We start from the raw sequence: 26448 nt of genomic DNA on the forward strand, positions 1-26448 counted from the left end.
TCGTCGAAACTGATTTGCACGCCGGGCATACGTTGCAGCGCGGCGCCAAGGTTCGGGTCAGGTGTGGATCCAGTTTCGTCTGAAGAAACCCCATCCTGAAGGACGTCGGCACGGCTGCGCCGTTCCAGTTCGGCGCGAATGCCGGGGGTGGGTGGCGGTGCTGTCAGTCTAACGCTAACCAGTCTCCACTTGGCGAAGTGCCCCCTTCCCCAACCGCCTATCAGGCCATGAGGTTTTGCCACTCAGCCAGAGCGGCAGAGCGGCGGGTCTTGTAAGTCTCTCTGTCGATCAGTTGGCGATCTTGGTTGAAGTGGTTGTGGACGTTGGCGTGAACGGAAGCAAACTTCTGTAAGCTCTTCATCTGCCTGAACCTGAGCATGGCCCGCTCTCGTCTTCGGAAGGGCAAATGCGAGTTTTCGACCCTGTTGTTGGCCCAGCGGGCGACCTCCTGTTTCTGCCTGTTGCCGAGCTCATTCATCGCTGCCTTGTAGGAGGAGAGACCATCAGTGGTGATAGCCTCTACTTTGCCATGGCGCTTGAGCGCCTTCTTCATAAAGGTGAGAGCAGCCTTCTTGTCTCTTGTCTTCGAGACATAGCTCTCAAGGACCTCGCCTTCCTGGTCGACGGCTCGCCACAGGTAAACCATCTCGCCGTTGAGTTTCACGTACATCTCATCGAGATGCCAGCGCCATTGGCGAAATCCCTTCATCCGGCTGATCCTTTGCTTCTTGATGTCTGCTGCGAACATTGGACCGAACCGGTTCCACCAGTGGCGCACGGTTTCGTGACAGATGTCGATCCCCCGTTCGAAAAGCAGGTCTTCGACGTTCCGCAGCGACAGCGGAAACCGCACATACATCAGCACTGCGAGCCTAATGATCTCGGGCGAGGAGTTGAAATAGCGGAATGGACTGGCTGGCTTCGTTGGTCTTGGCATCACTTCGCCCTACCCTTACCGCCTCAGCCGTCAATTATGTACAGTTGCTCTGACAGTGCCGATGTGATTGCATCAACTTGCGCTAGCCATTTCGAACTTGATGCCGATTTCACGAGGCGCGCGCTCTATCCCGACCGATAGGGGCGTAGGAACGAATTGGTCATTCTTGCGGAAAGCGGTCGTAAACCAGTCGAAATCCCACGTTTGACGCGCCAAGGCCCGGGTCGCGGCCATGGCGGCTTTCAGGGCGATAGCGCTGGCAGTAATTGGGCGCGCAAAGATAGCTGCCGCCCTTCATCACCCGGCTTGAGAAGCCCGGATTGAGCGGATCATATGCGTTGTTCTCGCTTGGCCCGCGAGGATTGTCGCGATCTTCCGGATCATGGCCCGCGCGGAAGAAATCCGCGGTCACTTCCCAGACATTGCCGACCATGTCGTACAGCCCGAATGCATTAGGTTTGAAGCAGCCGACCGGGGCGATGCCCTTGAACCCGTCGCTCGCCTCATTGGTGACGGGGAAGACGCCCTGCCAGCTGTTGGCGAGTTCGGGCGCAGGCTGCTCAGTATATTTCTTCGCACCAGCGCTCGCGGCGTATTCCCATTCGGCCTCCGTGGGGATCCGCCCGCCTTTCCAAGCCGCATAGGCTTGCATGTCATCCCAGGCGAGGTGCACCACCGGCTGGTCGGGCACCGCATCCGGACCTTCGGGGCCGTAGGGCTTCTTCCAGTTTGCCCCGGGCAGGTATTCCCACCAGTCATTGTAATTGCGCGAAGGCTTGTCGGGCGGGGTAAAGACCGCCGAGCCGGGTTCCAGCATAAAGGCGGGGATCTGTTCAACCGGCACGCCGAACAGCTCCGGATCGACCGGTTTCTCCGCGACTGTGACATATCCCGTAGCTTCGACGAATTCGGCAAATTGCCGGTTGGTCACTTCATGCGGATCGATCCAGAACCCGCCAACCGTTGTCTGGCGCTCCGGGCCTTCCTCGGCATAGACGGCGCTGCTGCCCATGGTGAAGGAGCCACCTTCGATCCGTACCGGCGCATCGGGCGGAGTTGCGCAGGTCTTCGCCGCCGCGAAATCGAGCGCCGAGGTGGGGAGTTCCGCACTTTCTTCCGGGCCGCTGCAGGCAGAAACTGCGAGCAACAATGCGATCGCCGTAACGTGCCTCAACGCCGCACATCCCTGCTGCCGCTGGCGATTGCTTCAACGTCCGCCAGCGTCGCCAGCATGATGTCCCCACGCACCGAATGCGCCCATTCGGCGCAGGCAGTCGCGAAGGTTGCGGTTTCATCGCGCGGCATGCCGGTCAGCAACGCGTGCATCACGCCCGCGGCAAAGGCATCCCCCGTGCCGACCCGGTCAACGATATTTTCCAGCGCAACCGTCGCACTTGCAGAGCTGCCGCTTCGATCGGCCACCAGCCCGGTCAGATCTTGGCGATCAGACGAATGGACCACCCGCCGCGTCGCGGCCATGTGCTGCAAGCGCGCAGAGGCGGCAAACATGGCTTGCGCCGCCTCGTGGAAACCTTCGTCCGGATCGGCGTGATCGTAGCTGCCGCCCACCATCATCGCGGTCGCGCGGCGTCCGGCAAAGATCAGGTCCGCCTCAAACGAAAGATCGCGCAGGATTTCCGCGGCCTGTTCTTCGCGCCCCTGCCACAAGGCAGGGCGGTAATTGGTGTCAAAGGCGATCTTCAATCCGATCGCCTGCGCCTGCGCGATCGCCTGGCGCAACGCTGAAAGCGCGTTGTCACCCAATGCCGCAGTAATCCCGCCAACAAACAGCCATTCGGCCCCCGCGAGGAGCGTTGGCCAGTCATAGCTGCCGGGGTCGATCTGAGCGAAAGCCGATCCCGCGCGATCATAGGTAACGCGCGGAGAACGGGTCATTGCCCCGGGCTGGAGGTAATAGGTGCCAAGGCGCGAGGATGCCACGCGTGGCGCCGCAAGCGCGACACCAAATCCCGCGATGGCGCGCGCCGCAGCCTCACCGACTGGATTGTCCGGCAGGGCGGAAACCATGCCCGCACGGTGGCCCAGGCCAGCCAAGTTGGCCGCAACATTCGCTTCCGCACCGCAGAAGGTCGGTTCGAGCACTGGCGCCTGGAACAGCAATTGGCTGGACGGAGCAGCCAGGCGCAGCAGGATTTCGCCGAAGCAAACAATCTGCGGCGCTTGGTTATATCGATCAGACGTCATCCAGCCTTTCCATCATTCGCATCGTTCGGCTCAACCAAGAGTTCGAACGGGCCCAAGGGTCGCTTCTGCCCGTCGAAGACATTGCAGATCAATGCGGCGCCCCAACAATAGCGCACCAGATCAAATGTGAAACCCGCCAAATCCGATGCGTACTGCTCTATCAGATGCCCCACCGCTCGTCGCAATTAGGGCTTTTCGCACCAATTTCGTTGTCGAGGAATGGCAACTAGTCCACCGCTACCCGCTGAATCGGCCCGTTATCGCCAAGCAAATACATGCGGCGCGAGGTCGATCCGCGCGGTATTTCTGCCACCAGTATCCTCGCATCCGGATGCGCGTTGCGAATGAATGCGCTGATGGCAAAGCCGGCCTTGGGGCGTCGCAAGAGCTCTTCTGCCTTTGCGAAGCTTACTCCACCATCACTGCTTTGCCACCATCCGACCACCCCATCGCCGCCTGGCTCGCGCCATTCGAGCAAGAACCGAACATTGTCGGCTGAAGGTACCTCAAGGTCGCCGTTCGCGATCGGCAACTTGGTTGAGCCGCCGCTCACCCATTCGCTGCCTGTCCAGCGATAGTGCCGCATCTGCTTTGGACCACCGGTTTGCCCGCCGATATCCTGCCCCATGGTAATCCCGATGTGCGGACGCCCCTTCGGATCGAGCGCGGCAGTGCCGTTGAAGGTCCATAGCTTGTCGGACCGGGCAACCAGTGCTTTCGTATCAGCCACCTCGCGCGACAGCGGCATAGGCAAGCGTTCACCCTTCACATTGCGCCAGCTGTCATCCTTAGTGTCGAAAACCATGTAGTAGACGTCCTGCCGGTTGGCGGTATGGCCGCGCGCGTCTGGTGCACCGTCATTGTCCCAGCACAGGTGATAGTCGAAGCTTACAATGATCTGGTCGCCATGCCCCTTGGTGACGAAGGGGTACCAGCTGTCGACTGCCTGCAGATCGGTGCGGCGCTTGTGCTTGAGGAAAGAGACCGGCGCGGCGAAGGTGCGGCCGTTGTCGGTCGATTTGTGATAAACCCAGTCGCTGCGATGTGCGCCGTGGCGATAGAACAGGTAGATATCGCCGTTGTCCATCTTCACCACCTGGTTGTAAGTGCCGAAGGGCAGGATGTTGTCGAGACGCTCCCACTCACTGATGTCGTATGGTCGCTTCGAGACTACATGCCTGTTTTCGCCGTAGTGGTGGTTGCCAAGCGGATTGGGGCCATGCGCCTCGGCGGTGCCCCCATGCCCCCCGAAAAAGACATGGATGTAGCCAGCATTGTCGATGATCATGGTCGGTTTGCCATGATTGTCGATCTTGCGGCTGGGATCCTTGCCCATCGCACTAACCCCGGCCTTGAATGGCCCTTTCCATTCGCCGGTCCGGTGATTGTAAGACGCCACATAGGGATCCTCTAGCGGCCCCTGATAGCTGACGTAGGTGATGCCGTCGTGATATTCACCCGCCGGATGCTGGACCACCGCCACTGCATTTCCGAACCCGTTGTCGGCGAAATGGTCGCTGCGTTCGCTTACTGGCGCGGAGGCGCTCTGCAAGCCATCTGTGGGGCCGCACCCCGCCAGGCCAATGATGGTGGCTGCCAGAAGAATTCGCTTGCCCATCGATCTGGCCCTCTATGTGCCCGGCTGGAGCATTTCGGATGCAAACAACAGCAACCCGCCTGCAGCATAGAGCTGGCTTGTGCCTGCATCGGTACTCTGCGGATCCTTGCCGATCTGCTGGACCCAGCCGACCTTGCCGCTGTCGGTTGTGGCCTTGCGCATGGCGTCCCAAGCCTTGTTGCGCGCTGCTTCGTATTGCGGACCTTTGAGCAACCCGTTGTTGAGCCCCCAAGCCAAACCGAACCCGAAGAATGCCGTGCCGCTGGTCTCCGGGTTGGTGAGCAACTCGGGATCCATCAGCGATGTTGGCCAGTAACCGTCAGTGCGCTGGAGCGTGACGAGCCTGTCGGCAAGTGTGCGGAAGGTCGCTACCATCAAGGGCCGCTCAGGATGGTCTTTCGGTAATGCCTCGATAAATCGAGCGAGGCCCGCAAACACCCAACCATTACCGCGGCTCCAGAATACCGGCTTGCCATTAGGCGTGCGCGCTTCGAAATAGCGGCTGTCGCGAAACATCAGGCCACTCTTGGGATCCTGCAGATATTCGATTACAGCGCGTGTTTCTGATGCGGCGTAATCAACGTAACGCGGATCTCCCGAAACCTGCGATGCCAGAGCCCACGCCGGAGGTGCCATGAAGATCGCATCGGCCCAGCACCAGCGCTTCTGGCAGTCGCCTTCTTTGCCCGCGACGGTCGGCTCGGTGAATTCGAGGCTGTTGGTGTAGTTTTGCGCGATAATGTGATCGAATACCTCGATGGATTTCGACAGCATCTCTGGCTTTTTGTCGCGCACGGCTATCGCACCATAAACAGCTGCTACCGCCTGGTCATCGCCGTGCCAGGGACGATCGCCCAGCTCCAGGCCGTTTTCGTAGGAATACTGCCGTACCCGAGCCAGAAGATGCCGCTCGCCCATCCGGGCCGCAAACCGGTCGAGCCCGATGTAGAATGCAGCTTTCACCCAGCCCCGGCCATAGGAGCTTTCAGGGACCTTTTCACCAAGGTAGCTCATGTCTTCTTTGGCAGCGAGCTGCCAGGCGGCGACTGCACAGCCGATCTCTTCCGCAGAAGCGGCTAAGGGATCGCTGAGCGCCGGAACCTTCCATTCCGGCACCACTCTGCCGCAGGATTGGTCGGCGCTGAGCGGGAGAGGCGCGCCATCATCGGCAAGCGCCGCAGATGTGCCCGCAATGGCAAGCGCTATCGGAGTCAGACCAGCGAAGATCCTGTACATCATGGCGCTTCCTCTCAATCGATCATGGGCCGACTAAGGCCTTGCACGGCGCACCGCCTTGGCAACACCTTGCCGGACCCCACTTCAAATGCAATACAATAATGTTCAGTAACGCTCATTTTCGCGCAATTTGGCGCGAATCCGGATCAACTGCATACCGGGAGGCAAAAAGGGGAACGGCGATGCAGCTGACACGCAGGGGATTCGCGCTGTGCGCTCTGGCTGGCGTCGCCGCAACGGCTGGCTGCGCCATTTCGCCGCATCGACTAGTGCACAGCCGCGCCAGGAACCTGCTGCTGCTGATCATCGACGATCTCAATGACTGGGTGACAGCGCTCGGCGACCACCCTCAGGTCAGGGCGCCGAACATTCAGACCCTCGCGGCTTCGGGCACGGCCTTCGCCAACGCCCATTCGCAGGCACCGATCTGTGGGCCTTCGCGCGCGAGCTTTCTTTCCGGCCTCTATCCCGCCCAGACGGGCATCTACGGGCAAATATCCGATGCCCGGCTTGGCCCTGCGGTCGCGGCAGTCTCACCGACAAAGCTTTTGCCGCAGTATTTGCGCACCCATGGATACTACGCGGGCGGCGCGGGCAAAGTCACGCACCAGGGCGGTCAGGACGGGATGTTCGATGAATATCTCCGCAGCGATATCGAATATGGCCCCAGTCCGGAGAAGCGCTTCAAATGGTTCGATCCGCGCACGCACACGGACTGGGGCGCCTATCCCGACACCGACGCGGAGATGCGCGACTTCCAGACCGCCACCTGGGGAACGGATTTCCTCGCGCGGCAGGCTGATCGCCCCTTCATGCTCACGCTCGGCTTCGTGCGGCCGCATGTGCCATGGTATGTCCCGCAGCGCTGGCTCGACATGTTCCCGCTGGACGAAATTGAGCTTCCGGTGGTCCGAGAGAACGACCTCGATGACGTGCCCTTTGCAGGCCGCAGCCTTGCCGCTGTCCCGCAAATGCCGACGCTCGAATGGGCCAAGAAGAACGAGGAATGGCGCCCTATGTTGCAGGGCTATCTCGCCTCGATCGCCTTTGCCGATCATTGCGTGGGGATCGCGCTGGACGGGCTTCGTGCACATGGCCATGCCGATAATACGCTGGTCTGCCTCATCTCTGACAACGGCTATCACATGGGCGAGAAGCAGCGCTTTGCGAAGATGTCATTGTGGGCACGTTCGACCCGGGTCCCTATGATCTTCGCAGGACCGGGCGTTAAACGACAGGTCGTGACCGATCCGGTAGGCCTGATCGATATCTATCCCACCGTGCTCGATATGCTCGGCCTGCCTTCTAATCCCGAAAACGCCGGACGCAGCCTCGCACCGGTACTGACCGATGGCGCCGTCCTGCCGCTGCAACCGCAGGTCTCGGTCTATGGCGAAGGCAATTACGCGGTGGTCGACCAGCGCTGGCGCTACATTCGCTATGCTGACGGATCGCAGGAACTTTACGATCACCAAAATGACCCGATGGAATGGCATAACCTTGCTGGTCGGGGAGGACTGGAGGAAGTCAAGGCGCGGCTTGCCTCCTATATCCCGGCCTCGGCAGCCGCAGATATAATGCGGTGACAGCGCACACGTCTCCCCGCTCTCATTGCAGGGAGATGTCGTCCTCTTCGACCAGGAACGCATCGCACTGAGCATCGGCAAATGTGACCGAGACGACGAAGCTATAGCGTTGGGTGCCGGGCGTTACTGCAATGGCGGGCGGCACATCTCCTTCGAATGGAACAACCAGGCTGATCAGTTCCGGGCTTTCGTCGGTGAAGCGGACTGCGAGGCGCCTCAAATACTTGTCATAGCGGAAGGTGCTGCCACGGCGCACCAGCACCACGTCGCTCAGATCGTCCTCGCCAACCCGGAGTTGCTCCGTGCCTGAGAACACCGCCAGCAGCGCCTTGGCGCCATTGCGCTCGCCGTGGATGATCACTGCTTCACCCGCCTGCTCCACCCGGTTGCCGGGATAGGTCACATAGCGGCTCTCGAACGGTTTTTGTCCGCTGTCCTCGGTTCGAGCGTCGTCTCGGAAGAGGATGTAGGGACGCGGGGTTCGTACAAAATACAGCTTGCGATCGGCCTGACCTACGAAAGCAGTGTCGAAGTCGTAGGCCTCTTCAGCCTGCCCGCGAACGAAGGCACCACGTGCATCCTCGCGATACTCGACCAGCCTCCCGTCGCCACCTTTGATCTGTTCGGCCCCATTGATCTTCAACGTTGTATGCGCGTCACTACGTTCGAGCCAGTATTGCGGATCGATCAGCCAGCCTTCCCCCTTGGCATAAAAGGTGACCGAATTTTCGTCCTGGTGATCGTGCCCGCGGTGCTCATCGTAGCCGGACTTGAAGGAGACATGTGTAGCATCATCACCTATCCATTTGTCGCGCAGGAAAACCTTGCCGGATTCGAACCGGTGCCCAAGTGGCAGGCCCGCAGTAATGGGATCAACAGGCGCGACCGGCTCGTCACCCCACAGGAACAGGAAGGGCGCTGTATAGCTGATGCCAAAATAGCCGCCCAGTTCGTCGATCGAACCCGACTTCTCAAGGCTCTCCAACGTGGCCCAGAGTTGATCGCCACGTTTGTGGCGCAGCGTACCAACAAGCGCGGCAATCTCAGCCGGACGGTCAAAATTGTCATTGAGTGGAAGCATCAAGCCATCGAACGGCAGCAACTTCCAAACCATCTGGTCACCAACATGCGCGAGGGTCTCGTCAGCTTCAGCGAGCAGGTCTGGACCGCCCTTTCGCTTCAGTGCCATCGAAAACGGCACCGCCCCGCCCAATCCGTAGCCGACATAGTGGACGCCTTCGGTGGCATAACCGGTCGGATCGGCAAACGTGCGAAAGAAGGCACGGACCCTTTGGGTGGCAAGATCGACCCAGTCAGGTCTGTCGCCCAGCGCCAACCCGACTAGACCGAGTGCGCCAAAATGAACCGAGTTGTGGTTCGACGAAGTGACCCCAGGCACATCTTTGCCCCAGGTCGTGTTTGCTTCATACAGAAGCGCTCCAACCTCTTCCATTTCAGCGCGAACTTCGGCCCGCTCAGCTTCTGTCATGGCATCGTACAACCAGTCATATCCGATTGCGAAAGCTTGCGCGGCGTCGCCTTGCTGCAAATGTGTCTGCCATTGCGCCTTGTTGCCGGGTTCGGTCTGACGCACTACGGCAAGAAGGATGTCGCGTCCTTTTTCGGCATAGCGCGGGTTGCCGGTGAGATAACTCGCGAACCCCAGTGTTCCTAGCCGATTCTGCAAGGTTCGTCCCGCCGTACCCAGATCATTTTGGGGACCGGTCAAAGGATAGGGTGCAGTCGGAACCTGCAAGTAGGAATCCGCCTTCGCGAGAATTTCCGTTCGGGCACGTTGAAGCCAAGGCAAGGCCTGCGAGCGCGCATCGATTGACGCATGGTCGGTTGTGTCAAAGAAGAGATGCGGCTGGTCACCGGCGAATGCAGCGTGAGGCAAGAGCAATAAACCGACGACAAAGCCCAGCCAGCCAAGTTGCGTCCTAAGCCTCACCTTCTGCATTTTTGTCGCCCCCGCCCAATGGGCGAAGCGATTCTCCTGCCCGACGCTCTACATGATCATTATTGACCTATTTTGATTGAACGTGCAATACATCTGCAAATGGAAGAGAGGGGCGACAAGCAGGGCACGGCAGTTTCGCGCCGCATGGGCGCCGTTTCGCTTGCACGGTCAGCTGAGCTTGGCAGTCGCCCGTTCAACAATATGCGACGGCACGACGACTTGGGAGAGTTCGCCCCTGGTCAAGACATCCCCAAGGAATCCGGGAACGAGCTTCATCGCCGCCAGCCGCCCCATTTCCTCGATGGGCCAATGCACCGTCGTAAGCGGTGGCCACACATGCGAAGCCGTAGCCGTATCGTCAAACCCAACAAGTTCGAGCTGATCGGGCACACAAACGCCAAGTTCGTGGGCGGCATGCAGCACACCAGAGGCCATTTCGTCATTGCTGGCGAAGATTGCGCTCGGCCTGTCAGCCCGGCCCAGCAATTCGTGGCCTGCGCGCAGGCCGGACTCAAAACGGTAACTGCCCTTGGAAATCAGATGTTCGGGTGGCGCAATGCCCGCAGCCGCAAAGGCATCCCGGAAACCCGCTTCACGCTCGACTGGAGAACGGAAGCCGTCCGGCCCCCGAACAAAACCAATGTCTCTATGCCCTTTGTCCAGCAGAGCCGTGACCAGCTGGCGCACGATTTCGCGGTCATTCGAAGCCACGCAATGTTCAGGCGTATCAAGAGCAGTCGATCCGATCCGTATATATTCGACATCCAGCCGCTTGCAGAGCTCGACGATGTCGTCGCGTTCGGAGACGGGTGGCAGGATCAGAACACCAAGCGGGCGCTGCTTGCTCAGAAAGGATTCGATGTCTTGAAGCAAGTCCGACGAAGTCCGGTCTACCGGCCTCACGGCAAGCGCAAGCTCCGTATCCTTGATCGCCGAAAGCACGCCCTTTTGAAAATTCAGCACAGTCTGCGCGTTGGGATTGTCATGCAGCATCGCGATCATGAAATTCCTCCGCAATGCCAGGGCACGCGCTTGCGGATTGGGGACGTAGCCCAAACGCTCGATCGCAGCAGAGACCTTATCGCGCGTTTCAGGGCTCATCAGCGGGGACTTGTTGATGAACCTGCTCACTGTTTTCTTCGAAACTCCAGCGAGCGCGGCCACGTCATTAATGGTCGGCGCGCCCTGACTTCGCGAATACTCAACGTCACGCGACATCAAACGGGCCCCTCAGCCAAGCTGCCGAAAATAGGAATTGGACATTTGCCATGTGCTGTCACCTTATTGCATCAAAGGCAATTGCCGAAATCGGGCTTGCACTTCGCATGACACCGGTTACCACTAGCGCTTGCCAAAACGCAAATAAGCTAATCCTGGCATGACGGGGAGAGAGAAGTTGCTCGTGCATTCCAGGCGTAGAAGCTTGCAGATCCTGTCGTCGGCGGCGTTCGCGGCGGTGCTCCCCGGATGCATGAGCGCTGGTGGAAAGGATCGAATCACGCTGGCCCACACTTTGGACGAGCAACATCCCGTCCATCTGGCTATGGAACGGTTCCGCGATACCTTGATCCGGCTTTCAGGCGCAACGATGGCTGTGGAGATTTTTCCAAATGCCCAGCTGGGTACCGAGCGCGAGCTGGTCGAGCTCGTCCAGCTCGGGGCGATTTCTATGACCAAGGTCTCTTCGCTTTCGCTGGAAAACTTTGCGCCTGACATGGGCGTTTATTCATTGCCCTATCTGTTCGACGATAGCGAACACCAAAGGCGCGTAGTCCAAAGCGAAATCGGTCAGGAAATTCTCGATGGCTTGGGAAAGATCCTGCTCAAGGGAATTGGTCACTATGATGCAGGCTCGCGAAGCTTCTACATGACGGGCGGCCCGGTGAACACGCCGGATGATATTCGCGGGAAGACTGTGCGAGTCCTACCCAGCGAAGCGTTGGTCAAAACGATCGAAATCTTCGGTGGCGCAGCCACCCCGATTGCTTTTGGAGAGCTATATGCAGCGCTCCAGCAAGGCGTGGTCGACGGCGCAGAAAACAATCCACCAAGCTTGCTAAGCGCGAGGCATCATGAAGTGTGCAAGTACTTCTCGCTCGACGAGCATGTCAGCGCCCCTGACGTGGTAGTGATGAGCCAGAGCATATGGGACAAACTGGATGCGCAGCAACGCGACTGGGTGAAACAGTCCATGGCGGATTCGGAAGCTTACCAGCGCGAATTATGGCGCAAGGCTTCTGACGACGCGCTCGCTGAGATCGAAGCCAGCGGCGTGATCATCAACCGCCCGGACAAGGCACCATTCCGCGCCGCCGTCGGACCGCTCAGGGCGAGCTATGACGGGACCCGCATTGGCGACTTTGCCCGGCGAATCGAAGCCATGGCGGGGGATGCATGATGCGGACCAAGGTCGAACAATTGCTCGCTGCGCTTCTGGTGATCCTTTCCGTCGCAACCCTCGCAACTGTGGTGTGGCAAGTGATCGGCCGATACCTGCTCGAAGCACCCAGCTCCGCAACCGAAGAGATCGCCCGTTTCCTGCTGATCTGGCTTGGCATGGTTTCCATGACCTATGCCTTTGCCAGGCGAATGCATGTGGGCGTTGATCTCATTTCGGCACGTTTGTCCCCGTCTAGGCAGGTCTTTGCCGCGCGGGGGATCTGGCTTGCCTGTATTGTCTTCGCGCTCAGTGTCATGGTTTACGGCGGTGGCTTGCTGGTCCGCATCACTGCAACGCTGGGGCAGACCTCAGCCGCACTCACCCTGCCGATGTGGGTGATCTATTCCGTGATGCCCGCCTGCGGCCTGATCATTGCTTATTTCGCGGTATCCTTCCTGCTCGAAGGCATCGCGACCGAGCCCGAAGCCAGTGAAGGAGATCAATCATGATCAGTGGCCTGATCCTTGTCTCCATCTTCTTCCTGTTGGTCTTGCTCAATGTCCCGATCGGTTTCGCGATCGGCCTTGCGACTTTGGCCGCGCTCGGTTCGATCATGCCGTTCGACCCCGCCACCACTACTATGGCGCAGCGCATGGTGGCTGGGCTCGACAGCTTCACCCTGCTTGCGATTCCGTTCTTCATCCTGAGCGGCTACCTGATGGGCGCCGGCGGCGTTGCCAGCCGCTTGATCAATGCGGCAAAAGGCATGATCGGCGCGTTGCCGGGCGGGCTGGCAGTGGTGAACATCATATCTTGCATGCTGTTCGGATCGGTATCCGGCTCGGCCGTCGCTGCCACTTCGGCGATCGGTTCCTTCATGGTCCCGGCCATGAAGAAGGAGGGCTATGACGCGCCCTTCGCAGCGTCAGTGACCACATCGGCATCGATCCTCGGCCTACTGATCCCGCCATCGAATGTGATGATCGTCTATGCCGTCGCTGCGGGCGGGGTTTCGATCGGGGCGCTGTTCCTCGCCGGCTATGGCCCGGGCATTATTGCCGGGCTAGCGCTGATAATCGCCGCCATCCTTGTTGCGCGGCGGGCAGGCTACCCCGTGTCAGAGCGGGTTTCGCTTGCGGAGTCGCTAGCGGCGCTGGGTCCAGCGGTGCCTAGCATCGCAATGCTGCTGGTCGTTGTCGGCGGCATTGTCTCCGGCCTGTTCACTGCCACCGAAGCGAGCGCCTTTGCAGTGGTCTACTCGCTGGCGCTGGGCATCTTCGTGCACCGCGAAATGCGCTGGAGCGAACTGCCCGGCATCATCGTGAAATCGGCAGAGACCACCGGGATAGTGCTGTTCCTGATCGCGGCATCGACAGGAATGGCGTGGATGCTGGCCTATTCCGGCATGCCAGGCGCCATCGCCGATGCATTGCTGACAATTTCCGACAATCCGCTGATCCTGTTGTTGGTGATCAATGTCATCCTGCTGGTGGTTGGCGCTTTCCTCGACATCACGCCCGCGATCCTGATCTTCACGCCGATCCTGCTGCCGGTCGCCGTAGCGCTCGGCATTTCGCCGGTGCATTTTGGGATGATCCTGATCTTCAACCTGTCGATCGGATTGTGCACCCCGCCGGTTGGAACGGTGCTGTTTGTGGGCGCAGCGGTAGGGGGAACAAAGGTTGCTGCCATGGTTCGGCCGATGCTGCCGCTCTATGCAGCAATGCTGCTCGCGCTCGCCGCGACCACTGCATTCCCGGCTCTCTCAGAAGCTCTGCCGCGCCTGTTCGGCATGATGTAGCATCCACCGCAGCGGCCAACACACAAATCAACAATCTTTTTTGATCACTTTCGATCATTTTCTTGCATCGCGCAAAAAGCGAGCTAATCTTGTGCCCATATCTTTGGAGGGGATAGCGCATGGAAGAATTCGAACGCGAGCCGGTGGCCCCGGCTGCGCTGAAGCCGGGACGTTACTTTGCAGCCTCGTACGCGGGTGAGCACGTCGCCGGCACCGAGTTCGTTATCGGTGCGATGTTCGTTTCCTGGGGAGTGGGCGCTGGCGATGTCATCTATGGCCTGCTGCTTGGTAATTTGCTGGCGGTGCTCAGCTGGGTCCTGATCTGCGCCCCGATCGCCACTGACACGCGGCTGACGCTTTACGCCTATCTCGAAAAAATCGCTGGTCCCGGATTCATCAAGATCTACAGCGTTATCAACGGTGTGCTTTTCTGCGTTCTTGCTGGCGCCATGATCACCGTTTCTGCCAGCGCCGTGCGGATACTGTTCGGGATTCCGCCACAGGTTGAATGGTATCCCACCAGCCTCACCTTCGTTCTGATCGCGCTGGGCGTGGGGGCAGTGGTATCCTTTGCCGCGATGCGCGGGTTCAGCTTTGTCGCGCGTTTCTCGGAAGTGGCAGCGCCCTGGATGATCGCGATGTTCTTCGTCGGCGGAGCAGCCTTGCTGCCAGTGATCCTCGCCGGAACGCCTTCCGTGCCGAGCGTTGGCAGCTATGGCAATTTCCTCAACTTGGCGGAAACCAGCATCTGGGTCGACCAAGGCACAGACATGGGCTTCTGGCACGTTGTCGCGATCGCGTGGGGTGCGAACCTCGCCTTCCATGGCGGACTGGGCGACATGTCGATCCTCCGTTTTGCGCGCCGTTCATCCTATGCCTGGTATTCGTCGATCGGCATGTTCATCGGACACTTTGCCGCATGGCTCGCCGCCGGGATCATGGGCGCGGGTGCGGCGATGATCCTGCAGCAGCCACTGACCTCGCTCGATGCGGGTGAAGTCGCGTTCCAGGCACTGGGCCCGATCGGGATCCTGGCAGTGATCGTGGCCGGCTGGACGACTTCTAACCCGACGATCTACCGTTCGGGCCTCGCCTTCCAGTCACTACATCCGGCATGGTCGCGCGAACGAGTGACGCTGGTTGTCGGCGTAATCACCACGATAATCGCCTGTTTCCCGTTCGTTTTCACCCGGCTGCTCGATTTCCTCGGGATCATGGCGCTGGTGATGGCGCCAATCGGTGGACTGATCTTTGCCGAACACTTCCTGTTCCGGAAGCTTGGCCTGGCCCGCTATTGGCGCACAGCAACCGGGGCAACGGTCAACCTTCCCGCTTTGCTGACGTGGGTTGCGAGCGTTGGTCTGGCCGCTCTGCTCGGTTACCAAATGGACGTGCATGTGCTGTTCCTGTTCGTGCCGGCGTGGCTTGCCGCCATGGTGCTATATCCCTTCCTGGCTGCTGCCATGGGAGCGAAAGCGGTCGAGCAGGCGCAGCTGGCCACTGCGGAAAGCGCCGAGAGCGAACGGCAGGCGGCAGAGCTCGCCTATGTCGATGCGCATTCAAAGACAAAGCTAGTGACATCGAACACCAACCGCGTATTTTTCGCTGGAGCTGCGCTGTCTATCCTAGCCGCTCTAGCAATCGGCGCCAATGCACTGGTTTCCGGCAACCTAGAGCTGTTCCAATCGCTGATCATCTGGCCGACCGTGACCTATTTCGTCTTCGCGATCCTGCTGGTCCGGGCGGAAGCGGTACAAGCGAGATCATGAAGTTCAGCCACGCCAAAGCAGCAAACCCAATCAGAGGGCCGCACATGATCATCCCAGCCAAAGCCATTTCAACAGTGGGCACGGCATTGCTCCTTGCAGCCTGCGCTACAACTCCGGGCGGGCACTCCTCGCCCAAGCCATCCGTGGCACCGGTGGCGGTAGACCTGCGGGTCCGTGAGAATGCGGAAGCGCCCTATGTTGCGGTCAACGAATTTACCGTTCCGGCATCCCATGAAATCGGCGACGGAATGATGCCGTACGAAGGGATCGGCTGGGAAAACGGCTTGGTCGGATACCGGCTTTACCTCGATGGGCGGCTAGTCAGCGACATTTTCGGCAAACAGGTCTCTCGCCCCGTACTAAGCCAGATCGACAGATTCGGCAGTTATCACGAGCTGGCTCCGTGGGGCATGGATGTACTCAAGGTCGGGCCGAGCCTAGGCATCGGCGGGCTTGGCATCATGCGCAATGGCCAGCCAGCCCAATTCGGCAGTGTTCCAGTTCTATCCGCGACGATCAGCAAAAGCGGTGGCGATAAGGGCACTTTCACGATCATTGGCCGGGGTATCGAAGCTTCCCCCGGCATCACCGGCGGCTTTACGGCTACCTATGCCATCGAGCCAGCCAGCCCCATGACCCGTGTCTCGGTGAAATCCGACGGCAGCCTGCCGCTGGCATCGGGCATTGTGATGCATGACGGTGCCGCGTTCTGGCAATCTGATGAAACCTCCGGCGATTGGCGCTATATCGCAACTTGGGGCAAGCAGAGCGAGAACAAGGATGGGCTTGGCATGGCTCTGTTCTATCGCGCGGGCCAGGCCCGCTATGGTGGCGTCGCCAACGCGACCCATTACGTTGCCTTTGACGGAGCGTACTTCGATTATGGTTTTCTTGCCGCATGGGAACGCGATCCTATGGCGGTAAATACTCGCGAAGCATTTAAACGCTTGCTGGACGAGGAACTCGCTTCGCTGGAGGGGGCTTCGAAATGATGCGCAGGTTCATACCTCTTATCATCGCCAGCAGCTTGCTTGCGCTTCAGGGCTGCGCGACCGTTGCGGCCGATCCGGTTGTCGCCTCCGCTTCGCCGATGCCAGCCGGTTCACAGGCGGAAGAAGCGCCACGACCCAATGTCCTGTTCATCCTGCTTGACGACCTTGGTTACGGGCAGCTCGGCATCACCGGCCACCAGATCATCAAGACACCCAATATCGATCGCCTGGCGCAGCAGGGCATGATCTTCAGCAATGGCTATGCCGGAAGCACGGTCTGTTCGCCTTCGCGGATTTCGCTGATGACCGGGCGCGACACCTCTCGCCTTTCCAGCGCCGCCAACGACATCGAATTGCGGGCGACCGATCGTACCGTGGCGCATGTGTTGAGCGATGCCGGTTACATGACCGCGCTATTTGGCAAGTTCGGGATCGGCACCCAGTTCGGCAAGACCGATCCGATGGCAATGGGTTTCCAGCACTGGGTTGGCCTGATGCACAACATCCAGGCCCATCGCCAGCATCCGACCTTCGTCTTTCGTGATAACCGCATCACCTTTGTGCCTGGCAACATTGCCGGGGCCAAGGGCACCTATGCCCAGCGGCTGTTCACCGATGCAGCGCTGGAATTCCTCGACAAGCAGGACGGGTCCCGTCCGTTCTTCGCCTTCATGAGCTATACCTCGCCGCATTCGGAACTGGCCGCGCCAGAGGATTTCGTTGCGCCATATCGCGGAAGATTCGCGGAAACGCGGTATAACGGGCTCGCGGGACCTACGCCGGCCGGGCAATTCCCGGAGTATTATCCCGAGCCGATCGACCAGCCCAATGCCGTGCAGGCTGGCATGATCGCAGCGCTCGATGCCTATATCGGCGAATTGCTTGCCAAGCTTGAGGAAAAGGGGCTGGCTGAAAACACGCTGGTCATCCTTTCATCCGACAACGGCCCGCATTCTGAGGGTGGAGGCGACCCGATCGGGCTGGCTGCGGCAGGGCCTTTCCGCGGTGGGAAGCGCGACCTCACCGAAGGCGGCATCCACATGCCGCTCATCGCTCGCTGGCCGGGCGTGATCCGCGCAGGCCGGATTGAGGAGGAGCCAGTCATGTTTGCCGATATCCTTCCCACGCTCGGGTCGCTGGCGGGCAAGCCCGACGCTGCCGAGGCGATCGGCGCGAACGGACAGTCGCTTGCCGCGCTGCTCATGAGCGAAGATGCCCAACTGCCCGATCGCATGCTCTACTGGGCGTTCGCGCGCCAGCTGGGCGATCCCAACTCAGGCAATATCGGTGTGGTCCAGCAGGCCGGGCGGATGGGCCAGTGGAAAGCGATCAGGGCAAGCAAGGACGCGCCGGTTCAGCTCTATGACTTGAAGGGGGACCCCGGCGAAAGGAATGATCTGGCAAAGCGCCACACGAAAATCGCGGCCGATTTTGCCGCCCGGTTCGATGCCGAGCTTGAGGAGCAAGCCCACTACGCCAAGTGAGCTGACACCGATGCTGCTCAAGCAAGCTCGGCCTGGGAAATGTGGTCCATGTCATCGAATTCCTGGTTCTCGCCGCCCATCGACCAGATGAAGCTGTAGGCACCGCTGCCTACCCCGCAGTGCATCGACCATGAGGGTGACAGCGCGGCCTCTTCATTATGCATCGGCAGAGCCTTAAGCTCGTCCGGCAGGCCCATGAAGTGGAACACACGGGCCTCGTCCTCCAGGTTGAAATAGAAGTAGAACTCTGAACGGCGATCGTGCGTATGCGGCGGGAAGGTGTTCCAAACGCTGCCCTCGGCGAGGCAGGTAAAGCCCATCACCAGCTGGCAACTTTCCACGATCCCCGGTCGTAATGACTGGAAGATGGTGCGCTCGTTACAGGTTGCCTTGCCGCCCAGATCAATCCGGGTGGCCTCGACCTGCTTGACAAGTCTGTGCGGATAGGCGGTATGCGCAGGATAGCTGACGAGATAAAAGCGAGCCGGATCGGCGGGATTGTCGCTGGAAAAGCGAACCGGATGGTCCCCGCGACCGATATACAGACTGTCGAGTCGTTCCATTGCAAAGCTCTCATTGCCGACCGTTACGCCGCCAGGGCCGCCGATGTTTATAACGCCAACTTCGCGCCGCGCTGTGAAGGCGCCTCCACCTAGCTCAGAAAAGGAACCGATCTCTAGCGGCTGCCCGAGGGGGACGGCGCCGCCCACGATGCCGCGATCGATGTCGGAAAGCGTCAGTATCAGCTCGCCCTCGCTCATGAGGCCGGCAACCACGAAACTGTCACGAAGGTCCTCGTTTCGCATCGTGCAATAGCGCTGCTGGTCTGCGGCAAATTTTCGTTCAAGCTTCACTGTCTACTCCGCACACTTTGGGTGTGATTGAATATGAATTTTTTTGCATTTTCATGAGTGTTTATGCATGATAAATAGGGAAATGGAAGAGGGAGAATGGTGATGGCGTCATACGCGTGGGTGCTTGGTATCCGCCCGGGATATGAGGAGGAATACAAAATGCGGCATGACGAGATCTGGCCCGAGATGACTGAGGCGCTGCAGCAATCGGGGATGCGGAATTACCATATTTTCAAGCACGGCCTGACCCTGTTCGGCTATTTCGAGACCGACGACTTCGAGGCGACAGCATCCTTCCTGGCCGACAATCCGGTCAATGCCCGCTGGGCCGAATACATGGCGCCGATCATGCAGCTGGAGACCGATCCCGCCACCCGTTTCCCATACCTTTTACCCAAACAGTTCTCGCACGCGTGAATTTCCACGGGGCATCGGCCGGCCTTCGGTTTCTGTTCCAAGCCCTATCACGCTGTTTCTAACCCGGACGCGAATGGTTCATGACTATGCCGACCACGTTTAATCCGAATTTTGCTCTGCTTGCTTCTGCTTTCTCATTGTCGCTCGCTGCACCGGCATTCGCCAACCCACCCGGCCTAGCCGCAGAAATCGCGCCTGGTGGTGTCGCCCCGGCGGTCGCCATGCGCGCGGAATCACTTTTTGTCAGGAATTGGCGGTTTGAACTGACTGACGACGACAGCGCCGCAGAGCTCGATTTTGACGACAGCTCCTGGCGCGTGCTCGACGTACCTCACGACTGGAGCATCGAGGGCGCATATGCTGAAGACAACCCGTCAGGTGCGATGGGGGCATTTCTGCCCGGTGGCGTTGGCTGGTATCGTAAGCAGTTGAACTGGCAGCCTGAATGGGGTGGCAAACGCGTTTCTCTCAGCTTTGATGGCATTGCGATGAACGCTTCAGTGTTTCTCAATGGTGAAGAGCTCGCGTTCAAGCCCTATGGCTATATTGGTTTTTCAGTCGACCTGACCGGCAAGCTCAATCGGGGCAATAATGTTATCGCCGTTCGGGTAGATCAGTCGAAGCTACCCAGTTCGCGCTGGTACACCGGCTCCGGCATCATCCGCGACGTATCCCTGCGTGTCACCGGTCAGGTTCATGTGATTGAGCACGGCAGCTTTGTCACCTCCCCGTCGGTGGCCGATGACAAGGCACTGATCCGCATGGAGCATGAGCTACACAATGCGAGCGCGCGAGAAGTTGACGATGAGGCCCGCGTCAGCATTTTCGATCCTGCGGGCAAACTGGTCGCGCAGGGCTCCGTACCTGCAGCCATCGAACCGGGGGCCACCGCCAAGGTCGTCCACGAGCTTACTGTCGCAACGCCGCTCAAGTGGTCCCCGGATTCGCCATCGCTTTATCGGGCGGAATTCGAGTTCGGACCGAAGGAGGCACCTCAGGATCGCTATGAGACGCGATTCGGTATCCGCAGCCTCGCCTTCTCGGTCCAACGGGGGTTCGAACTCAATGGCGAACCGATCGTGCTGCGAGGCGTGTCAGTGCATGACGATGGTGGCCCTGTGGGTGCAGCAGTCCCGCTCGATATCTGGCGCTTCCGCTTTGACCAGCTAAAGAAGATGGGTGCCAATGCGGTTCGCACCGCCCATAACCCGTTCGAGCGCGGATTTTACCAGCTGGCCGATGAAATGGGGCTGATGGTGATGGACGAGGCTTTCGATGGATGGGAGACTGAAAAGGCGCCTTACGACTACGGTCTTTACTATGAGGAATGGTGGGAACGCGACTTGAGCGAATTCGTCCGTCGCACACGCAATAGCCCGAGCGTGATTATGTGGAGCGTGGGCAATGAAGTGGTCGATGCGACACCAGAAACGCAGAAGAAGCTGGTTGATCTGATAAGGTCGATTGATTCCACCCGGCCAATCACTCAGGGGCGCGGCGGTGCCCTGCCCCATGCAGACATAGTGGGCTTCAATGGCGAAGGTGAATTCAAGGACGCCGTTGCTGACTACCACGAGACATATCCTGACCGCGTGTTGATCGGGACAGAGATGACCCATACGCAGCACACCCGCGGAATCTATCGGTCACGAACGGAATATCGCACCCGCGACAATCCATGGCCGCACGAAATCGCCCAGCCAGGCGGGTCCCGGGGCGCATGGGACCGGATGAAGGACAAGGTCTATCCGGTTGTCGATCTGACGGAAGAAGAAGCCTGGCCAGAACATTCGCTCAGATATGCATCCGACTTTGACAACAACCTCGTGCGCATGCCGATACGGACTGAAATCCAGCTGGCGAACGAATTGTCCTATTTCATCGGCACATTCCGTTGGTCGGGTTTCGACTATCTCGGTGAATCGCTTGGTTGGCCTGGCCGGACGATGAATTTCGGCGTCATCGATCTCGCCGGGTTCGAGAAGGGACCCTACGATCTTTATCGCAGCCAGTGGAATAGCGAGCCGATGGTTTCGCTCCAGCCACATTGGACCTGGCCAGGGAAGGAAAACGTCGTTCTTCCGGTGGTAGTTTACACCAATTTCGAAAAGGCTGAACTCTTCCTCAACGGCCAGTCACTGGGAAGCAAGTCAATCGGGCAGGACATGCAGTTGGTCTGGCAGGTGCCTTACCAGCCGGGCGAGTTGAAAGTGGTGGCCGCATCGCCAGACGGCACGATCCGCAGCGCGACGCATCAGACGGCGGGTTCGCCAGCGAAAATCTCGGCGCGAACCGACAAATCGTTCATACCGGCTGATGGCCGGGGCATGACGCGGGTCGAAGTCCAGATCGCCGACGCCGCAGATGTGGCAGCGCCGACCGCCAGTAACCGGTTAAACTTCAGCCTAAGCGGGCCAGGGCGCATTATCGCGGTCGAGAACGGCGATATCCTTGATACGGAACCGACCAAGGGCACCAGCCGTAAGGCTTTCAACGGGAAAGCTGTGGCCTTTGTGCAGTCGCTTTACGAACCCGGCTTGATTACAGTGAGTATTAACTCTGAAGGTTTGAAGCCTGCGGAGGTGGCAATCGTGGCGGGAGAAGGCTCGCAATGATCGAACCGAAAGTACAGGCGGATCGAGCAGCAGCTGCAGGATAATAGCCTCTTGCAAAGCTGGACCCGCCTGATTCTCGGTCTTTTGGTCCTGACACTATCGGCCTGCGCCAGCGCGCCCGACCGCTCAACTGCACCCGATCCATCTCGCCCCAATATCGTTTACATTCTTGCTGACGATCTCGGTTACGGCGACATTGGCGCCTTTGGACAGAAGATCACCCGCACCCCTGTGCTCGACAGGCTGGCCCGCGAAGGTATGATATTCACGCGACACTATGCGGGTTCGACCGTCTGCGCCCCTTCGCGCGCCAGCCTGATGACGGGTCTCGACACCGGCCACGTCAGCGTGCGCGGCAACAAGGAACTTGGCGGTTACGAGGATGAGAACGAGCGTGGGCAGATGGCGCTCGCAACGGATGAATCGACGCTTCCAGAGGTCCTGCGCAGCGCCGGTTACGCAACCGCAATTGTCGGCAAATGGGGGCTTGGCGGCCCAAACTCGCGTGGTGAGCCGCAGCTGCGCGGGTTCGACTATGCTTTCGGCTATCTCGACCAGAAGCAGTCACACAATTACTATCCAACACACCTTTGGGAGAACGGAAAGCGGATTCCGCTGCGCAACCGCTTTTTCATACCGCATGCCGATCAGGCGGGAACATCGCGCCGTTCCGAGGACTACCGGCTGTATATGGGAACGGACTATGCGCCTGATTACCTGACCTCGGCGGCCATCGGCTGGCTCGATCGGCGGCAAGGAAAGCAGCCTTTCTTCCTATATCTCGCTTATAACCAGCCCCATGCGGCGCTGCAAGTGCCAGACGAGGAACTGGAACAATATAAAGGGCTTGATACAACCTCGCTTGATCGCGGGGATTACACCCCGCATCCACGGCCGCGTGCCGCGCGCGCAGGGATGATCAGCCGCATGGACCGCGACATCGGCAAAGTCCTTGCTGCGCTTCAAGCCAACGGCCAGCTTCAAAACACGTTGGTGATCTTCACCAGCGACAACGGTCCAGGCAGCGAAGGCGGCGCGGACCTGGAGTTCTTCAATGCCAGCGGTGGTTTGCGCGGCGAGAAGCGCGATTTATACGAAGGCGGCATCCGCGTACCGATGATCGCCTGGTGGCCCGGCCGGATCGCACCCGGAAGCCGAAGCGATCACGTCTCAGCTTTGTGGGACGTTATGCCCACCCTAAGCGAATTGGCCGGCGTGGCGCCGCCGCCAGGACAGGGAATCAGCTTCGTCCCAGCCCTGTCTGGCCGACCACAAGCCCGGCACGAATATCTCTATTGGGAATTCCATGAGGCCGCTAAACCGGCGCAAGCTGTAAGATTTGGACGCTGGAAGCTCGTTCGCCACCGCAGTCAAAAGGCGACAGCTCAAATCGAACTGTTCGATCTTGCTAATGATCCGGCAGAGCGACACAATATTGCGGACGAACGCCCTGACGTGGTGTGCGAGGGGCTGCGCTTTATGGAAAGGCGATCTCCCTCATTCATACCGGGCTTCGATTTTTCTCGCGATCAATAGGGCGGCCGGTTAGGCGCGCTGACCTTGCCGAAGGACCTGGCTGGGGCGGAAACCATGCCGGGCCATGGACGGTTAAAGATCCCGCCTCTGTTTTCAACCATTTGCGACAACGGATAAGATAGCGATCGCACGCCTGACCCGCGCTATTGCAGCGCGATGTCGAACACTTCGATGGCCGAGGATACCCCGCGCACCTCGGGCTCGCGGTGCCACAGAATGGTTGCCCCGCCTTTATCGAGCCGCGACAGGTCCCAGGTAATGTAGCCGCCGCGCAGATCGAATTTGTCCTTCCTGGCGGTCTTGATCGGCATCCGTTTCCAGACCCGGAAATTGCCCTCGCGCTCGGCGAAATAGATCTGCCCCTTGTCTCTGCCGACAAAGGCGTAGAGCCGTTTCCCGATGAAGGCCAAGCTGACATTACTACCAGCAAAATTGGTCTGCGATCGCGTCCAGATGCCATCGGTACTGCCGACATAGTGAAAGAACGAGGACTTCGCGGCACCCGGTTCGGGCAAATGATTGAGCAACACATGCATCGCACCGGTGACCGGATCTACGGCCGAGGTGATCCCGGGATTGCTCGGCCCCAGACCCTTGGGCACATCGACCACGGGGCCACCGATATTGTCGATCGAAATCGTCTCGCCCTTTTGGGTGTCGGCGATCTGCGTTCCGTCGGCGCGCAGCCAGCTGCGCCCTTCGTCGCGCGATTGCGCGTAATAGAGCCCATGATTGCAGAAGGTTTCGCTGTGCGATGCGGTGGTGAAATCACAAGGCTTTTCCCGAAACAGCCACGCCATGTGGAGCGATCCGTCGCGTCCAACCTGCATGCCATTGGCAAGATATGGTCCGCGCGTCGTGGTCAGGCCTTTGTAAGTCCCATAACGGCTGGACACGATATGCACCTTGCCCCAGCTGCTGGTCGTGGCGTCATATTTGGCAACTCGCATATCGCCGCCGTAAGATCCGCCAGTGCGGAAATAGACGATCAGGTTTCCGCCGGGAAACGCGGTAAATTCGGGATAGGTCACGTCGAGCCGCTTTGCCGGATCGTCGCCAAGATTGGGCAGGAAGCGGAACACATTGTCGTCCCAGCGCACAGCACCGGGGTCGCTTGCCACCCCTGCCATGCTGGCGGCGTAGCGCATTTCTGGCGTCGCATGATGGTCGAAGGCGATGTGGATCACGCCGTCACCGGCGGAAACGGCTATCGCCTGACGATTATGCGCATCGTCGGAAGTGACCCGGTAACCCTTGAGCGTCGAGCGCTGCCAATCGAACCCGCCCAGCTTGCGGCGTGCCACCACCACTTCGGAATAGGCTTCCTCGCGCGGCAGCGTGCGGTCACGCCCGGAATAATAGATCACGTATTGATAGCCGTTGTAGCTTGTCGCCTGCGCCCCCATCGCGCCGAAGAACCGCGGCGGCCCGCCATGGGCACGTTCGGTTCCGTCAGACGCGTGCGAGGCGGACACGAGGATGCTCGATCCGGTGACAATCGCGGTTTCGTCCGCCCCCTCGTCCGCCAGAGCCGCAATGCTCCAGAAAACCAGCAGCACCGTGCTTGCCGCGAGCAGGCTCTGACGACCGGTTATCACTCGATATCCTCCGGCTTCGATTGCCGGGAACGCGTGATCTTGTGCAGGCGCAGCGTCGAGGATGGCGGAATATCGGCCCGCGCCTGATCCTGGTTGGCGTTATTGGCCTGCCAGCTGAGATAGAAGTCATAGTCGCTGCCCGCTGGCACCCCTCCGGCCTTGCGCACCTGAAGGGGGACTCCGGCAATGTCCTTGAACCCTGAGATTACCGAGGGTTCGGCCTCGTATGGCCCCGAAGAGACAGTCTTGCCGGTCGCCGGATCAATGACGAATTCGATCGGTTTGCCGCTGCGGCTGGCGCGAACCCTGATCGTGCCGTCAGCCGCGACATAAGGCGAGGCCTGAACCGCAATCGTATTGCCCGAAAGGCTCCCCCCACGGTCGAGATTCTGCTTGGTGTCAGTCCAGTCACTTACCTGATGAACTTTCCAGCCCTTTCCGGCCTTGCGGGCCAGCATGATCTGGGTGTCACCCTTCGCGTCGTTCTTGTAATAGGAGATCATCGGTGCATTCGAAGCCTCGAAGCCGAGCCGCGTCTGGCCGTTCAGCATACCCCCTCCAACCGGCACGGGATCGACAATCTCGCCGTTGGCACGGATGATTGGGAGCTTTACCGGCGTGCCGTTCGAATCCTCCCAGCTGAGCAAGTCACGGCTGCGCAGATAGGACAGATTGTTATTGGTCGCTGCCGAAGGGGTTTCGCGCCAGACCCAAATCATGTGAAAGAGCCCATCGGGGCCCTTGTCCGGACCGACATAATAGGCGCTACGTTCGCCTTCCCCGTCGAAAAACGGCGACCCGTGGAGCAGGCTCCACGTCTTCGTGGCGGTATCGAACCGGTGAAAGAAGAAGCTGCCATTGCCGCTGCCGCCGATGCGAAATGCAGCGATCAGTCTTCCTTCAGGGTCATGATCGAAGCGCGGATAAGTGACGCGCTGCTCGCGCTTCGGATCAACCAGATACTCGACCTGCTCTAACGAGCGTATGTCCCATGGCGTACGTGAGCGGAAATAGACCAGAGGATCGGCGTGCATGTTGCCCATCACGTGGATGTACCCGGCCTCATCCACATCGACGGTCACGTAATTGTGGCTGTCCCAGCCCAGGAAACTGGGCAATTTGTGATAACGCCAGGGCGCACGCTGGGTGGGCCGATGCGCGACGCTCATCTGGCGGTTGGCATCATAGTAGACGATGATCTGGTGCTCGCCTCGCTGGATCATCTGCGGATTGGCACGATGGCCCGACCAGGTGAAATCGATTGCTTCTACTGTGCTGGCGATGTTGAGCTTGTCTGTGAGAAGGACATCGCTTGGCTGTGCCAGCGCAGGCGGAGCGGCCGCAAGCAAGAGTACTCCCATTAGCTGGATCGAACTGATGCGGCGATGAGCCAGAAAAACTCCATCCATCATGGACACTCCATAGTCATGAAGCAAATCGGGGCCGGAAACCATAAAAAG

At 59.5% G+C, this 26448-nt stretch carries 20 protein-coding genes; 10 read left to right on the forward strand and 10 right to left on the reverse strand.

Going from position 1 to position 26448, the window contains the following annotated elements:
* Positions 1 to 220 precede the first annotated feature (220 nt).
* The 5 genes from ACG9DO_RS13605 to ACG9DO_RS13625 all read right to left on the reverse strand — a co-directional run bounded on the left by ACG9DO_RS13605 (position 221) and on the right by ACG9DO_RS13625 (position 5999).
* A complete protein-coding gene (locus ACG9DO_RS13605) occupies positions 221 to 937 on the reverse strand; it encodes an IS6 family transposase (protein WP_394728820.1) in 717 nt (238 codons plus the stop codon).
* Positions 938 to 1097: 160 nt separating this feature from the next.
* Positions 1098 to 2111 (reverse strand): formylglycine-generating enzyme family protein, encoded by a 1014-nt coding sequence (locus ACG9DO_RS13610; RefSeq protein WP_394728822.1) that lies wholly within the window; start codon positions 2109 to 2111, stop codon positions 1098 to 1100.
* Complete coding sequence (locus ACG9DO_RS13615) at positions 2108 to 3142, reverse strand: sugar kinase (protein WP_394728824.1); 1035 nt, start codon at positions 3140 to 3142, stop codon at positions 2108 to 2110. The genes ACG9DO_RS13610 and ACG9DO_RS13615 overlap by 4 nt, the downstream gene beginning before the upstream one ends.
* 226 nt (positions 3143 to 3368) lie before the next feature.
* Positions 3369 to 4760 carry a BNR-4 repeat-containing protein gene (locus tag ACG9DO_RS13620; RefSeq protein ID WP_394728826.1) on the reverse strand — a complete coding sequence of 464 codons (1392 nt, stop codon included), beginning with the start codon at positions 4758 to 4760 and terminating at the stop codon, positions 3369 to 3371.
* Positions 4761 to 4772: 12 nt separating this feature from the next.
* Complete coding sequence (locus ACG9DO_RS13625; protein WP_394728828.1) at positions 4773 to 5999, reverse strand: glycoside hydrolase family 105 protein; 1227 nt, start codon at positions 5997 to 5999, stop codon at positions 4773 to 4775.
* A 179-nt stretch (positions 6000 to 6178) separates the two neighbouring features.
* On the opposite strand from ACG9DO_RS13625, the gene ACG9DO_RS13630 reads away from it, so the two are divergent.
* Positions 6179 to 7582 (forward strand): sulfatase, encoded by a 1404-nt coding sequence (locus tag ACG9DO_RS13630; protein WP_394728830.1) that lies wholly within the window; start codon positions 6179 to 6181, stop codon positions 7580 to 7582.
* A gap of 22 nt (positions 7583 to 7604) precedes the next feature.
* Here ACG9DO_RS13630 and ACG9DO_RS13635 read toward each other — a convergent pair whose 3' ends face one another.
* Both ACG9DO_RS13635 and ACG9DO_RS13640 read right to left on the reverse strand, forming a co-directional pair.
* Positions 7605 to 9479: a heparinase II/III family protein gene (locus ACG9DO_RS13635; protein WP_394728832.1), complete on the reverse strand. Its 1875-nt coding sequence runs from the start codon at positions 9477 to 9479 to the stop codon at positions 7605 to 7607.
* Positions 9480 to 9710: 231 nt separating this feature from the next.
* A complete protein-coding gene (locus ACG9DO_RS13640) occupies positions 9711 to 10760 on the reverse strand; it encodes a LacI family DNA-binding transcriptional regulator (protein ID WP_394728834.1) in 1050 nt (349 codons plus the stop codon).
* A gap of 253 nt (positions 10761 to 11013) precedes the next feature.
* Here ACG9DO_RS13640 and ACG9DO_RS13645 point away from each other — a divergent pair, with 253 nt between their 5' ends.
* The 6 genes from ACG9DO_RS13645 (at position 11014) to ACG9DO_RS13670 (ending at position 17968) form a co-directional block, all read left to right on the forward strand.
* Positions 11014 to 11940 (forward strand): TRAP transporter substrate-binding protein, encoded by a 927-nt coding sequence (locus tag ACG9DO_RS13645; RefSeq protein ID WP_394728836.1) that lies wholly within the window; start codon positions 11014 to 11016, stop codon positions 11938 to 11940.
* Positions 11937 to 12431, forward strand: a complete 495-nt coding sequence (locus ACG9DO_RS13650; RefSeq protein WP_394728838.1) for a TRAP transporter small permease — start codon at positions 11937 to 11939, stop codon at positions 12429 to 12431. The genes ACG9DO_RS13645 and ACG9DO_RS13650 overlap by 4 nt, the downstream gene beginning before the upstream one ends.
* Entirely contained in the window at positions 12428 to 13723 is a 1296-nt protein-coding gene (locus ACG9DO_RS13655) for a TRAP transporter large permease (protein WP_394728840.1), read from the forward strand. The genes ACG9DO_RS13650 and ACG9DO_RS13655 overlap by 4 nt, the downstream gene beginning before the upstream one ends.
* A 119-nt stretch (positions 13724 to 13842) precedes the next feature.
* Complete coding sequence (locus tag ACG9DO_RS13660) at positions 13843 to 15492, forward strand: purine-cytosine permease family protein (RefSeq protein ID WP_394728842.1); 1650 nt, start codon at positions 13843 to 13845, stop codon at positions 15490 to 15492.
* Positions 15493 to 15536: 44 nt separating this feature from the next.
* On the forward strand, positions 15537 to 16484 hold the full coding sequence (locus tag ACG9DO_RS13665) for a DUF4861 family protein (RefSeq protein ID WP_394728844.1): 948 nt from the start codon (positions 15537 to 15539) through the stop codon (positions 16482 to 16484).
* A complete protein-coding gene (locus tag ACG9DO_RS13670) occupies positions 16481 to 17968 on the forward strand; it encodes a sulfatase-like hydrolase/transferase (RefSeq protein ID WP_394728846.1) in 1488 nt (495 codons plus the stop codon). Before ACG9DO_RS13665 ends, ACG9DO_RS13670 begins: the two co-directional genes overlap by 4 nt.
* Positions 17969 to 17985: 17 nt before the next feature.
* On the opposite strand, the gene kduI is transcribed toward ACG9DO_RS13670, so the two are convergent.
* Positions 17986 to 18822: a 5-dehydro-4-deoxy-D-glucuronate isomerase gene (gene kduI / locus ACG9DO_RS13675; RefSeq protein WP_394728848.1), complete on the reverse strand. Its 837-nt coding sequence runs from the start codon at positions 18820 to 18822 to the stop codon at positions 17986 to 17988.
* Positions 18823 to 18924: 102 nt separating this feature from the next.
* Between kduI and ACG9DO_RS13680 the strand changes: the two genes are divergently transcribed.
* The 3 genes from ACG9DO_RS13680 to ACG9DO_RS13690 all read left to right on the forward strand — a co-directional run bounded on the left by ACG9DO_RS13680 (position 18925) and on the right by ACG9DO_RS13690 (position 23390).
* A complete protein-coding gene (locus ACG9DO_RS13680) occupies positions 18925 to 19239 on the forward strand; it encodes an L-rhamnose mutarotase (protein WP_394728850.1) in 315 nt (104 codons plus the stop codon).
* Positions 19240 to 19325: 86 nt separating this feature from the next.
* The gene (locus tag ACG9DO_RS13685) at positions 19326 to 21854 is read left to right on the forward strand and encodes a glycoside hydrolase family 2 TIM barrel-domain containing protein (protein ID WP_394728852.1); all 2529 of its coding nucleotides are present in this window, start codon (positions 19326 to 19328) and stop codon (positions 21852 to 21854) included.
* Between the two features lie 51 nt (positions 21855 to 21905).
* Entirely contained in the window at positions 21906 to 23390 is a 1485-nt protein-coding gene (locus ACG9DO_RS13690) for an arylsulfatase (RefSeq protein ID WP_394728854.1), read from the forward strand.
* Between the two features lie 143 nt (positions 23391 to 23533).
* Here the strand turns inward: ACG9DO_RS13690 and ACG9DO_RS13695 are convergent, their stop codons facing one another.
* Both ACG9DO_RS13695 and ACG9DO_RS13700 read right to left on the reverse strand, forming a co-directional pair.
* Positions 23534 to 24988 carry a BNR-4 repeat-containing protein gene (locus ACG9DO_RS13695; RefSeq protein WP_394728856.1) on the reverse strand — a complete coding sequence of 485 codons (1455 nt, stop codon included), beginning with the start codon at positions 24986 to 24988 and terminating at the stop codon, positions 23534 to 23536.
* Positions 24985 to 26400, reverse strand: a complete 1416-nt coding sequence (locus ACG9DO_RS13700) for a BNR repeat-containing protein (protein ID WP_394728858.1) — start codon at positions 26398 to 26400, stop codon at positions 24985 to 24987. Before ACG9DO_RS13700 ends, ACG9DO_RS13695 begins: the two co-directional genes overlap by 4 nt.
* Positions 26401 to 26448: the final 48 nt, after the last annotated feature.

The organism is Altererythrobacter sp. GH1-8, assembly GCF_043702085.1.
Lineage (GTDB): Bacteria > Pseudomonadota > Alphaproteobacteria > Sphingomonadales > Sphingomonadaceae > Erythrobacter.